Annotated in this window: 12 protein-coding genes; 11 read left to right on the top strand and 1 reads right to left on the bottom strand. The window is 62.0% G+C overall.

The window, feature by feature from the left end; genetic code table 11:
- Nucleotides 1–4: 4 nt before the first annotated feature.
- Nucleotides 5–454, bottom strand: coding sequence for a hypothetical protein (locus M0654_RS15020; protein WP_248683811.1), 450 nt, complete (start codon nt 452–454; stop codon nt 5–7).
- Nucleotides 455–730: 276 nt separating this feature from the next.
- On the opposite strand from M0654_RS15020, the gene sdhC reads away from it, so the two are divergent.
- The 11 genes from sdhC to M0654_RS14965 all read left to right on the top strand — a co-directional run bounded on the left by sdhC (nt 731) and on the right by M0654_RS14965 (nt 12,963).
- Complete coding sequence (gene sdhC / locus M0654_RS15015) at nt 731–1,123, top strand: succinate dehydrogenase, cytochrome b556 subunit (protein ID WP_248683810.1); 393 nt, start codon at nt 731–733, stop codon at nt 1,121–1,123.
- A 12-nt stretch (nt 1,124–1,135) separates the two neighbouring features.
- Nucleotides 1,136–1,516 (top strand): succinate dehydrogenase, hydrophobic membrane anchor protein, encoded by a 381-nt coding sequence (gene sdhD, locus M0654_RS15010; protein WP_118850881.1) that lies wholly within the window; start codon nt 1,136–1,138, stop codon nt 1,514–1,516.
- A 4-nt stretch (nt 1,517–1,520) separates the two neighbouring features.
- Nucleotides 1,521–3,365: a succinate dehydrogenase flavoprotein subunit gene (sdhA, locus tag M0654_RS15005; RefSeq protein WP_248683809.1), complete on the top strand. Its 1,845-nt coding sequence runs from the start codon at nt 1,521–1,523 to the stop codon at nt 3,363–3,365.
- An 18-nt stretch (nt 3,366–3,383) separates the two neighbouring features.
- Nucleotides 3,384–4,163, top strand: a complete 780-nt coding sequence (locus M0654_RS15000; protein WP_248683808.1) for a succinate dehydrogenase iron-sulfur subunit — start codon at nt 3,384–3,386, stop codon at nt 4,161–4,163.
- Nucleotides 4,164–4,350: 187 nt separating this feature from the next.
- Nucleotides 4,351–4,887: a protease inhibitor Inh/omp19 family protein gene (locus M0654_RS14995; RefSeq protein WP_248683807.1), complete on the top strand. Its 537-nt coding sequence runs from the start codon at nt 4,351–4,353 to the stop codon at nt 4,885–4,887.
- Nucleotides 4,888–4,910: 23 nt separating this feature from the next.
- Nucleotides 4,911–6,074 (top strand): cell division protein ZapE, encoded by a 1,164-nt coding sequence (gene zapE / locus M0654_RS14990; protein ID WP_248683806.1) that lies wholly within the window; start codon nt 4,911–4,913, stop codon nt 6,072–6,074.
- A 171-nt stretch (nt 6,075–6,245) separates the two neighbouring features.
- Complete coding sequence (mdh, locus tag M0654_RS14985) at nt 6,246–7,208, top strand: malate dehydrogenase (protein WP_118850876.1); 963 nt, start codon at nt 6,246–6,248, stop codon at nt 7,206–7,208.
- Nucleotides 7,209–7,243: 35 nt separating this feature from the next.
- A complete protein-coding gene (gene sucC, locus M0654_RS14980) occupies nt 7,244–8,437 on the top strand; it encodes an ADP-forming succinate--CoA ligase subunit beta (protein ID WP_248683805.1) in 1,194 nt (397 codons plus the stop codon).
- Between the two features lie 17 nt (nt 8,438–8,454).
- Nucleotides 8,455–9,357 carry a succinate--CoA ligase subunit alpha gene (gene sucD / locus M0654_RS14975; RefSeq protein WP_118850874.1) on the top strand — a complete coding sequence of 301 codons (903 nt, stop codon included), beginning with the start codon at nt 8,455–8,457 and terminating at the stop codon, nt 9,355–9,357.
- 270 nt (nt 9,358–9,627) lie between these two features.
- On the top strand, nt 9,628–12,624 hold the full coding sequence (locus M0654_RS14970) for a 2-oxoglutarate dehydrogenase E1 component (protein WP_248683804.1): 2,997 nt from the start codon (nt 9,628–9,630) through the stop codon (nt 12,622–12,624).
- A gap of 12 nt (nt 12,625–12,636) precedes the next feature.
- Nucleotides 12,637–12,963, top strand: coding sequence for a YciI family protein (locus M0654_RS14965; RefSeq protein WP_248683803.1), 327 nt, complete (start codon nt 12,637–12,639; stop codon nt 12,961–12,963).
- Nucleotides 12,964–12,973 lie beyond the last annotated feature (10 nt).

Genomic DNA, 12,973 nt, shown 5'->3' with positions numbered 1-12,973 from the left:
CGGCTCAGTTCCCGCCGCGGATGACGCAGACGCCAGCCTCGAAGGCGCAGGCACGCGACGCAAAGGCGTTGCCGCCCATCTCGGTTTCGACGTCGATGATCTTTGCCTTCGGCGCCGGCATCACGCCGGTGCGGATGTCACTGGCCCAGTAGAGATCGCGGGAGACATACCGGCCGACGCCGCGCACATCGTAGCCAGCGACCGACCCGCCATAGAAGTCACCGAAATGGTGCTTGCGACGGACATGCGCGATGGATTTGTTGATGCCGATCATCCGGTCGATTTCAGCCGGGCGGTTGTGGCGGCCGTCACCCTGGCGGTCCCACCGGCTGTTTTCCACCCGATGATATCCATGGCCCCGGTCGCGATGGCGGTCGGCCGCCTCGACGGAGGATCCGAGCGCTGCTGCAAGGGCCAGCGCGGCGAAAACAGGCTTCATGCGATTCGCTATCATGGCGAACTCCGTTCACGTGGTTAACAAAAGGTTAACACCGAAGTGCCGCCAGGTCTCCATCGCAACGGAATCTTTGGAATTTTATGGTTAACGTCGCTCCCGCCCGATTCGGCGGCTTACCTTGAGAAAGACACAATCGATTAAATTGCCCTTCCACCTGAAATGTTCTTGTCGCGCGACACGCGTGCGATTAAACCGTGCCAATGATGCAATGCACATTTTCTTTGCATTGCGGGCCCCCGCCCTCCATACCGCATACGACGCCGCGAGGTTCTGATGGCGAATGTGACAAATAACCGGCCTCTGTCGCCGCATCTTCAAATCTACAAGTTCATCCCGACAATGGCGATGTCGATCGTCCACCGCATTACCGGCGGTGCGCTGTATTTCGGCACGCTGCTTGTCGCTGCCTGGCTGATCGCCGCGGCCTCGGGCGAGGACTATTTCAACCAGGTCAACTGGTTCTTCGGCTCCATCATCGGCCAGATCATCCTGTTCGGTTATACCTGGGCCATGCTCCACCACCTGCTCGGCGGCCTGCGCCACATCATGTGGGATATCGGCTACGGTTTCGAGAAGGAATTCTCGACCATGCTGGCCAAGGCCAACCTCGTGGCTTCCATCGCGCTGACCGTGCTGGTTTGGGCGATCGTGCTGATCGTTCGCTGAGGAGATCGTTTCATGGATATGCGTACTCCCCTCGCCAAGGTTCGCGGTCTCGGCTCGGCAAAAAGCGGTACCGAACATTTCTGGCGCGTCCGCACGACCTCGCTCGCGCTCGTGCCCCTCATGCTGTTTTATGTGGTCTTCCTGATCATGTATGCGGGACGGCCTTATGCTGAAGTGGTCAGCGCGCTTGCCAATCCCTTCGTTGCGACCATCAACGGCCTGACCGTGATCGCCAGCATCATCCACATGCGGCTTGGCATGGAAGAGATCATCCAGGACTACATCCATTCCGAGTTCATGAAGGTCGCACTGCTGATCCTCAACGCAACCTTTTCCCTCGTGGTCGGCGGGCTCTGTCTTTTCGCCGTCCTGAAAATCGCATTTGCAGGATAATCCCATGGCATCCGTGACCCCGATCGCCCAGAACGGCAAGGCCTATACCTATGTCGACCATTCCTACGACGTGATCGTCGTCGGCGCCGGTGGCGCCGGCCTGCGCGCCACGCTCGGCATGGCTGAACAAGGCTTCAAGACCGCCTGCATCACCAAAGTCTTCCCGACCCGCTCCCACACCGTGGCGGCACAGGGCGGCATTGCCGCCTCGCTGCAGAACATGACGCCCGACAGCTGGCAGTGGCACCTTTACGACACCGTGAAGGGTTCCGACTGGCTCGGCGACGTCGACGCCATGCAGTACATGGTCATGGAAGCGCCGAAGGCCGTCTACGAACTGGAGCACTACGGCGTGCCCTTCTCGCGTAACGAGGAAGGCAAGATCTACCAGCGCCCGTTCGGCGGCCACATGCAGAACTTTGGCGCCGGTCCGCCGGTACAGCGCACCTGCGCTGCCGCTGACCGCACGGGACACGCCATCCTGCACACGCTTTACGGCCAGTCGCTCAAGAACAACGCGGAATTCTTCATCGAATATTTCGCGCTCGACCTGATCATGTCGGAAGACGGCAGCCGCTGCACCGGCGTCGTGGCCTGGAACCTCGACGACGGCACCATCCATCGCTTCGCGGCGAAGATGGTCGTGCTGGCGACCGGCGGTTATGGCCGCGCCTATTTCTCGGCAACCTCGGCCCATACCTGCACCGGCGACGGCGGCGGGATGGTGGCACGTGCCGGCCTGCCGCTGCAGGACATGGAGTTCGTGCAGTTCCACCCGACCGGCATCTACGGTTCGGGCTGCCTGATCACCGAAGGTGCGCGCGGCGAAGGCGGTTACCTCGTCAACTCGGAAGGCGAGCGCTTCATGGAGCGTTACGCTCCGTCGGCGAAGGACCTGGCCTCCCGTGACGTGGTATCGCGCTGCATGACGCTGGAAATCCGCGAAGGACGCGGCGTCGGCAAGAACAAGGACCACATCTTCCTGCATCTCGACCACCTGGATCCGGCCGTCCTGCACGAGCGCCTGCCGGGCATTTCCGAGAGCGCGAAGATCTTTGCGGGCGTCGACGTGACGCGCGAGCCGATCCCGGTCCTGCCGACCGTGCACTACAACATGGGCGGCATTCCGACGAACTACTGGGGCGAAGTGCTCAACGCCGACGGCGAAAACCCGGAACGCATCATCCCCGGCCTGATGGCCGTGGGCGAGGCGGGTTGCGCATCAGTTCACGGGGCAAACCGTCTCGGCTCCAACTCGCTGATCGACCTCGTGGTCTTCGGCCGTGCGGCCGCCATCCGCGCCGGCGAGGTAATCAACCGCGCCGAGCCGATCCCGGCGCTCAACCTTGCTGCCTGCGACAAGATCATGGCCCGTTTCGACGGCCTGCGTCACGCCAAGGGCGGCACGCCGACGGCGGTGCTGCGCGACAAGATGCAGCGCGCCATGCAGGAAGACGCGGCCGTGTTCCGCACCCAGGAGTCACTCGAATCCGGTTGCCGCCGCCTGTCGGCCATCTGGGGCGAGCTCAAGGACATCCAGGTGACCGACCGCTCGATGATCTGGAACTCGGATCTCGTCGAGACGCTCGAACTGCACAACCTGATGGCCAACGCGATCACCACGGTCTTTGGCGCCGAAGCGCGCAAGGAAAGCCGTGGCTCGCATGCGCGCGAAGACTACACGTCCGGCCCGTTCGGCGGTCGCGACGACGAGAACTGGCGCAAGCACACGCTCGCCTGGGTTTCCGAGGCGGGCGAGGTGAAGCTCGACTACCGTCCGGTCCACACCGAGCTGATCGCGGATGGCATCGAAGCCGCCAAGATCGAGCCCAAGGCGCGCGTCTACTGATCTCAAAGGACCTGGAACATGGTTGAACTCGCTCTACCGAAAAATTCCCAGATGACCGAGGGGAAGGTCTGGCCGAAGCCGGCCGGCGCCAAGAATGTCCGGGAATACCGCATCTACCGCTGGAACCCGGACGACGGACAGAACCCGCGCATCGACACCTTCTATGTCGACGTGGACGACTGCGGGCCGATGGTTCTCGATGGTCTTCTCTACATCAAGAACAAGATCGACCCGACGCTGACGCTGCGCCGCTCCTGCCGCGAAGGCATCTGCGGCTCCTGCGCCATGAACATCGACGGCTCGAACACGCTGGCCTGCACCAAGGGCATGGACGACGTGAAGGGCACGGTGAAGGTTTATCCGCTGCCGCACATGCCGGTGGTGAAGGACCTCGTGCCGGACCTCACCAACTTCTACGCCCAGCACCGCTCGATCGAGCCATGGCTGAAGACGGTATCGCCGCAGCCGGCCAAGGAATGGAAGCAGAGCCATGAGGACCGCCTCAAGCTCGACGGCCTCTACGAGTGCATCCTGTGCGCCTGCTGCTCGACCTCCTGTCCGAGCTACTGGTGGAACGGCGACCGCTACCTCGGCCCGGCTGTTCTCCTGCAGGCCTATCGCTGGCTGATCGACAGCCGCGACGAAGCCAAGGGCGAGCGCCTCGACAATCTCGAGGATCCCTTCCGGCTTTATCGCTGCCACACGATCATGAACTGTGCGCAGACCTGTCCGAAGGGCCTCAACCCGGCCAAGGCGATTGCCGAAATCAAGAAGATGATGGTCGAGCGCCGCGTCTGACCCGAGATTGCCGGCCGGTCGCGCGACGTGCGGGATCGGCCGGCTCACCACTCTCCTTCCTGTGAGACAAGACGCGTCACAGGCATGCCGAATTGTTCCGGTACGACTTGATTAACCAATTCGCTTTACGCTAATGCGGTCTTAATCAGTGGCCGGGCGGATGAGGACTGAAAGCAGGAGTAGTAGTATGCAGATGAGATATGTGGCGACGACTTTGGTTCTAGCCATGGCGCTTGCCGGTTGCCAGCGGACGTCGAACAATCTCTACAGTGGCCTTCCGGCCCAGCCCGCTCAACCTGCCCCTCTCCAGGCCCAGCCGGTTCCTTCGGTCCAGGGCAGCGAACTTCCGCCTCCAGGTGGCGCGTCGCAATACCCGTCTGCGCCGGCGGCCGGCCAGGACATGGCAGCGCTTGATCCGAACGCGGCTGCCCCGGCAAGCGCGCTCGACATCAAGAAGGAAGCCATGGTCGGCAACTGGCGTGTTTCCAACGCCGGCCAGTCCTGCGACATGTTCCTGACGCTCACCAATCTCGGCAGCGGCTCGCGCGGCGGTACGCGCGGTTGCGCGGGCGAACTGACAGCGATGGGCTCCTGGGAAGTGTCGGGCAAGATGGTGCAGTTCAAGAACCGCTCCGGCGACGTGATCGGCCGCGTCTACAAGACGGCCGAGAACAAGTTCGACGGCACGCTGAACTCCGGACAGCCGGTGAGCCTCAGCCGCTAAGCCCTCGCCTCCGAGGGCGTCTTTTGGAACCCATACCGAAATACACGACGAGTGTCGTCGAGGAGCTGAAGGCGCTGACTGCGTCGGGCACCTTGACGGCTGACGCCGCGCAGCTCGATGTCGCTGCAAAGCTCGACCATGTCCTGACTTGCCTGCGGGACACCAAGCCTTCGAAGAAGAAGAGTGCGCTCGGCTGGCTGTTTGCCAAGGGCGGCGGCAAGCCGCGCGAGATCCGCGGGCTCTACGTGCATGGCAGCGTTGGTCGCGGCAAGACCATGCTGATGGACATGTTCTTCAAGAAGGCGCCGACGGAAAAGAAACGCCGGGCGCATTTCCACGAGTTCATGGCGGATGTGCACAATCGCATCCACGAGCACCGGCAGAAGCTGAAGCGGGGCGAGACGAAGCAGTCCGATCCCGTGCCACCGGTGGCGGAGGCGATCTTTGCCGAGGCCGAGCTGCTGTGCTTCGACGAATTCTCGGTCACCGACATCACCGATGCGATGATCCTGGCGCGCCTGTTCACCGAACTGTTCGGGCTCGGCTGCGTGCTGATCGCCACTTCCAACGTGGCGCCGGAGAACCTCTACAAGGACGGGCTCAACCGCGGGCTGTTCCTGCCCTTCATTGCGCTGCTCGGCAAGTATGTCGACGTGGTGACGCTGGACAGCCCGACCGACTACCGGATGCAGAAGCTTGCGAGCCTGCCGGTCTATCTCACGCCGCTCGACGCGCGCACCGATGCCGCGATGGAATCCTCCTGGCACCAGGTGACCGAAGGCCTGAAGTCGGCGCCGATGGAAATCCCGAGGAAGGGGCGCAGCATCCATGTGCCCTCGGCAGCCGGACGTGCGGCACGCTTCCAGTTCAGCGACATCTGCGGCAAGCCGCTCGGCGCCTCCGACTACCTCGCGATCGCCGACCGGTTCGACTCCGTTTTCGTCGAGCATGTGCCGCAACTTGGCCCCGACAAGCGAAATGAGGCCAAGCGGTTTATCAATCTCGTTGACGCCCTATATGACCATGGCGTTCGCCTGTTCGTGTCTGCGGCCACTGCTCCGGAAGACATTCTTCTCGAGCGGCGCGGCACGGAAGGCTTCGAGTTTGACCGGACCGTTTCGCGGCTGTTCGAGATGCGGAGCCAGGATTACCTGGAGATGCATCAGGAAAAGCGGCGACGGGCTTAATTTCCGTTAATGATTATCTTACGTTTACGTAAGAGTTTTGCATTCTAACCGATTGAAAATACTGGGTCGGAAAGAATCCATTGCGTTTTTTGCGCGTTAGGTCTATGCGATCTGGCACATTGGCGGGCTCCAGAGCTTGCTGTGGTTCGGATCTCGAGAGGAAGCTTTTCGATGGCGCGCAAGAAGATCGCACTTATTGGTTCTGGCATGATCGGTGGCACGCTGGCTCACCTGGCCAGCTTGAAGGAACTGGGCGACATCGTCCTGTTCGACATTGCCGACGGTATCCCGCAGGGCAAGGGACTGGACATTGCGCAGTCCGGACCGGTTGAAGGCTTCAACGCCAAGCTTTCCGGCGCAAGCGACTATTCCGCCATCGAAGGCGCTGACGTGTGCATCGTCACCGCCGGTGTTGCCCGCAAGCCGGGCATGAGCCGCGACGACCTTCTCGGCATCAACCTCAAGGTCATGGAACAGGTCGGCGCCGGCATCAAGAAGTATGCCCCGAACGCCTTCGTGATCTGCATCACCAACCCGCTCGACGCGATGGTCTGGGCGCTCCAGAAGTTCTCCGGCCTGCCGAAGAACATGGTTGTCGGCATGGCCGGCGTTCTCGACTCCGGTCGTTTCCGCCACTTCATCGCTGAGGAATTCAACGTTTCCGTCCAGGACGTCACCGCATTCGTTCTCGGCGGCCACGGCGACACGATGGTTCCGCTCGCACGTTACTCCACCGTTGCCGGCATTCCGCTGACGGACCTCGTGAAGATGGGCTGGACGACGCAGGAGCGTCTCGAAGAGATCATCCAGCGCACCCGTGACGGTGGCGCCGAGATCGTTGGCCTGCTGAAGACCGGTTCGGCCTACTACGCGCCGGCCGCCTCGGCGATCGAAATGGCTGAATCCTACCTCAAGGACAAGAAGCGCGTCCTGCCGGTTGCTGCCCACCTCGCGGGCCAGTACGGCGTCAAGGACATGTACGTCGGCGTACCGGTTGTTCTCGGTGCCGGCGGTGTCGAGCGCGTCATCGAAGTCGAGTTCAACAAGGACGAAGAAGCAGCCTTCCAGAAGTCTGTCGGCGCCGTTGCCGGCCTCTGCGAAGCTTGCATGAACATCGCTCCTGCCCTGAAGTAATCGGCGTCGACGCACACTCAATAGGGATAGACCCCATGAACATTCATGAATATCAGGCCAAGGCTCTCCTGAAGAGCTATGGCGCACCGGTTGCGGAAGGCGTTGCCATCCTGAAGGCGGAAGAGGCTGAGGCGGCTGCAAAGTCGCTGCCGGGCCCGCTTTACGTGGTCAAGAGCCAGATCCACGCCGGCGGCCGCGGCAAGGGCAAGTTCAAGGAACTCGGCCCCGACGCCAAGGGCGGTGTTCGCCTCGCCAAGTCGATCGATGAAGTTGTTGCCAACGTCAAGGAAATGCTTGGCAACACGCTGGTGACGGCCCAGACCGGCGAAGCCGGCAAGCAGGTGAACCGCCTCTACATCGAAGACGGCGCCGACATTGCTCGCGAACTCTATTGCTCGCTGCTCGTCGACCGCTCCGTCGGCAAGGTTGCCTTCGTTGTCTCGACCGAAGGCGGCATGGACATCGAGGCTGTCGCCCACGACACGCCGGAGAAGATCCACACGATCGCAATCGACCCGGAAGCCGGTGTGACGGCTGACGACGTTGCGAAGATCTCGCAGGCGCTGGCGCTCGAAGGCGCTGCTGCCGAAGACGCGAAGTCGCTGTTCCCGATCCTCTACAAGGCGTTCAGCGAGAAGGACATGGCCCTTCTCGAGATCAACCCGCTGATCGTCATGGAAAATGGCCACCTGCGCGTTCTCGACGCCAAGGTTTCCTTCGACGGCAACGCGATGTTCCGTCACGACGACGTCAAGGCGCTGCGCGACGAGACCGAGGAAGACGCCAAGGAAATCGAAGCCTCCAAGTGGGACCTCGCCTACGTTGCCCTCGACGGCAACATCGGCTGCATGGTCAACGGCGCCGGTCTTGCCATGGCAACGATGGACATCATCAAGCTCTACGGCAAGGAGCCTGCCAACTTCTGCGACGTCGGCGGTGGCGCCGGCAAGGAGAAGGTCGCGGCAGCCTTCAAGATCATCACGGCTGATCCGAAGGTCGAAGGCATCCTCGTCAACATCTTCGGCGGCATCATGAAGTGTGACGTCATCGCCGAGGGCGTTGTTGCGGCCGTTCAGGAAGTCGGTCTCAAGGTTCCGCTGGTTGTGCGCCTCGAGGGCACCAATGTGGAACTCGGCAAGAAGATCCTGAATGAATCGGGTCTTGCGATCACGGCAGCTGACGACTTGGACGATGCGGCCAAGAAGATCGTCGCGGCGATCAACGCCTAATTGAAGGACCGGAACTTATGTCCATTCTCGTCAACAAGAACACCAAGGTCCTGGTTCAGGGCCTGACCGGCAAGACCGGCACCTTCCATACCGAACAGGCGCTCGCTTACTATGGCACGCAGATGGTCGGCGGCATCCATCCCAAGAAGGGTGGCGAAACCTGGACCGGCTCGAAGGGCGAAACCCTGCCGATCTTTGCTTCCGTTGCCGAAGCCAAGGAAAAGACCGGTGCCGATGCATCCGTGATCTACGTTCCGCCGGCAGGTGCCGCGGACGCGATCATTGAGGCGATCGACGCCGAGATCCCGTTCATCACCTGCATCACCGAAGGTATTCCGGTGATGGACATGGTGCGGGTCAAGGCACGGCTGGACAAGTCGAAGTCGCGCCTGCTCGGACCGAACTGCCCGGGCATCCTGACACCGGAAGAATGCAAGATCGGCATCATGCCGGGCTCGATCTTCCGCAAGGGTTCGGTCGGTATCGTTTCCCGCTCCGGCACGCTGACCTACGAGGCCGTCTTCCAGACCTCCAACGAGGGCCTGGGCCAGACGACGGCTGTCGGCATCGGCGGCGACCCGGTCAAGGGCACCGAGTTCATCGACGTGCTCGAGATGTTCCTCGCCGACGAAGCCACGACCTCGATCATCATGATCGGCGAAATCGGCGGCTCGGCTGAAGAAGACGCGGCGCAGTTCCTCAAGGACGAAGCGAAGAAGGGTCGCAAGAAGCCGATGGCAGGCTTCATCGCCGGCCGTACCGCGCCGAAGGGCCGCACCATGGGCCACGCCGGCGCAGTTGTTTCCGGCGGCAAGGGTGACGCAGAATCCAAGATCGCGGCCATGGAATCGGCCGGTATCAAGGTCTCGCCGTCGCCGGCCCGCCTGGGCAAGACGCTGGTTGAAGTCCTCAAGGGCTGACGCCACATAAGGGACACCCGCCGGGCTTATGAACGGCGGGTGATCCGGCAGATTCGGGCAGGCGAGGGTAAGTCTCGGCTGTCCTGGTGCAGGATGATGAGAGTGAGGTGACCTGCTGGCTGTCAGCATGTCACCTGAATTCAGCGTAGATGCACTGCGCATGGCCGCCCCGGCGGTTCGAGATATCAAAGCGAAGACCAAGAAAATGCGGAGCCCGGGCATTTCGGATCCGATTACGTGAGGAGGCGGGCGCGGCGCCCGCAATACGCAATGGCACGGCAAGAAGCCAACGAGCAGTTTCTCATCACCTCCTTCCTCGACGGACAGAATGCTGCCTATATCGAGCAGCTGCATGCCCGCTATGAGGATGACCCGAATTCCGTTGCACCGGAGTGGCAGGCCTTCTTCAAGGCGCTGGCCGACAACCCGGAAGACGTGAAGAAGGCGGCAGCGGGAGCCTCGTGGCAGCGCAAGAACTGGCCGATCGTCGCCAATGGCGAACTGGTTTCGGCTCTCGACGGCAACTGGCCGGCGGTTGAAAAGGCGATCGAAAAGAAGGTCAAGGCCAAGGTCGAGGAAGCCGCTGCGGCATCCGGCAAGCCGGCCAGCGACGCCGACGTGCACCAGGCGACCCGCGACAGCGTGCGCGCCATCATGATGATCCGCGCCTATCGCATGCGCGGCCACCTGCATGCCAAGCTCGACCCGCTCGGCCTGGCCGCACCGGTGGAAGACTATAACGAACTGTCGCCTTCGGCTTACGGTTTCACCGAAGCCGATTACGACCGCAAGATCTTCATCGACAACGTGCTCGGCCTCGAATGCGCCACGCTGCGCGAAATGATCGACATCCTGGAGCGCACCTACTGCTCCACGATCGGCGTCGAGTTCATGCATATCTCGAACCCGGAAGAAAAGGCTTGGATTCAGGAACGGATCGAAGGCCCGGGCAAGGGCATCGAGTTCACGCCGGAAGGCAAGAAGGCCATCCTTTCCAAGCTGGTGGAAGGCGAAGGTTACGAACAGTTCCTCGACGTCCGCTTCAAGGGCACCAAGCGCTTCGGCCTCGACGGCGGTGAATCGCTGATCCCGGCGCTCGAGCAGATCATCAAGCGCGGCGGCCAGGACGGCCTTGAAGAAATCGTTCTCGGCATGGCCCACCGCGGCCGCCTGAACGTGCTCACCAACGTCATGGGCAAGCCGCACCGCGCCGTGTTCCACGAGTTCAAGGGCGGTTCGTTCAAGCCTGATGAAGTTGAAGGTTCCGGCGACGTGAAGTACCACCTGGGTGCCTCGTCCGACCGCGAATTCAACGGCAACAAGGTTCACCTGTCGCTGACCGCGAACCCGTCCCACCTCGAGATCGTCAACCCGGTCGTGATGGGCAAGGCGCGCGCCAAGCAGGACATGCTGGCCAAGGAATGGGAAGGCGACATCATTCCGCTCAAGGAGCGCGCCAAGGTCCTGCCGCTCCTCATCCACGGTGATGCGGCCTTTGCCGGCCAGGGCGTGGTTGCCGAAATCCTCGGCCTCTCGGGCCTGCGCGGCCATCGCGTCGCTGGAACGATGCACTTCATCATCAACAACCAGATCGGTTTCACCACCAATCCGGCCTTCTCGCGTTCGTCGCCTTATCCGTCCGACGTCGCCAAGATGATCGAAGCGCCGATCTTCCACGTGAACGGTGATGATCCGGAAGCTGTGACTTACGCAGCCAAGATCGCGACCGAGTACCGGATGAAGTTCCACAAGCCGGTCGTGGTCGACATGTTCTGCTACCGCCGCTTCGGCCACAACGAAGGCGACGAGCCGAGCTTCACGCAGCCGAAGATGTACAAGGTCATCCGTAACCACAAGACGGTGACCCAGCTCTACGCCGAGCGCCTGATTGCCGAAGGCCTGCTGACCGAAGGCGAGTTCGAGAAGATGAAGGCCGACTGGCGTGCGCATCTGGAGGCTGAATTCGAAGCCGGCCAGTCGTACAAGCCGAACAAGGCCGACTGGCTCGACGGCCAGTGGACCGGCCTGCGCTCTGCCGACAATGCCGACGAGCAGCGTCGCGGCAAGACCGCCGTTCCGATGAAGGAACTGCGCGAGATCGGCCGCAAGCTGTCGACGGTTCCGGAAGGCTTCAACGTGCACCGCACGATCAAGCGCTTCATGGAAAACCGGGCGCAGATGGTCGAGACCGGCGAAGGCATCGACTGGGCCATGGCCGAAGCGCTGGCTTTCGGTTCGCTCGCGATCGAAGGCACGAAGATCCGCCTTTCCGGCCAGGACTGCGAACGCGGCACGTTCTCGCAGCGTCACTCGGTTCTCTACGACCAGGAAACCGAAGAGCGCTACATCCCGCTCGCCAACCTGTCTCCGAGCCAGGCGCGCTATGAAGTCATCAACTCGATGCTTTCGGAAGAAGCCGTTCTTGGCTTCGAATACGGCTACTCGCTGGCCCGCCCGAACGCGCTGACGCTCTGGGAAGCCCAGTTCGGCGACTTCGCCAACGGTGCGCAGGTCGTGTTCGACCAGTTCATCTCGTCGGGCGAGCGCAAGTGGCTTCGCATGTCCGGCCTCGTCTGCCTGCTGCCGCATGGCTATGAAGGCCAGGGTCCGGAACACTCGTCGGCCCGCCTCGAGCGCTGGCTGCAGATGTGCGCCGAAGACAACATGCAGGTTGCCAACTGCACGACGCCGTCGAACTACTTCCACATCCTGCGCCGCCAGGTAAAGCGCGACTTCCGCAAGCCGCTGATCCTGATGACGCCGAAGTCGCTGCTGCGCCACAAGCGTGCAACATCGACGCTGGCTGAAATGGCGGGCGAGTCCTCCTTCCACCGTCTCCTGTGGGACGATGCGGAAGTCATCAAGGACGGCCCGATCAAGCTGCAGAAGGATGCCAAGATCCGCCGCGTCGTGCTCTGCACCGGCAAGGTCTATTACGACCTGCTCGAAGAGCGCGAAAAGCGTGGCATCGACGACATCTACCTGCTGCGCATCGAACAGCTCTATCCGTTCCCGGCTAAGGCGCTGATCAACGAACTCAGCCGCTTCCGCAATGCGGAGATGGTATGGTGCCAGGAAGAGCCCAAGAACATGGGCGCCTGGTCGTTCATCGATCCGTATCTGGAATGGGTGCTGGCGCATATTGATGCCAAGTACCAGCGCGTTCGCTACACCGGTCGCCCGGCTGCGGCATCGCCTGCAACGGGCCAGATGTCGAAGCACCTGGCGCAGCTCGAAGCCTTCCTCGAAGACGCGCTCGGCGGCTAAGGAGACGGGCCGATGGCCTACTTTCACCTGAAGCTGATCGCGCCAAGACCGAGCTTCCCGCATGATGCATCGCCGGAGGAAAAAACGGCGATGCAGGCGCATTTCGGTTACTGGCAGGGTCTTGCCCTTCAGGGTGTCGCAATCGCCGTGGGTCCCGTCTTCGCTGAAGGCGGGGCCTTCGGCTTGGCGCTGGTGGAAGTTTCCGACGAGGCTGCTGCGCGCGATCTCGCCGATGGTGACCCGATCGTGACCGCCGGCCTCGGCTTCAAGTTTGACATATCTCCCATGCCCTCCATCATTCTCAGGACATCCGCGGGCGGTGCCGCGGCTGCCGCATAAACGCAAACAA

Source organism: Neorhizobium turbinariae (assembly GCF_023223505.1).
Lineage (GTDB): Bacteria > Pseudomonadota > Alphaproteobacteria > Rhizobiales > Rhizobiaceae > Neorhizobium > Neorhizobium turbinariae.
This window is presented reverse-complemented; position numbering and strand designations above follow the sequence as displayed.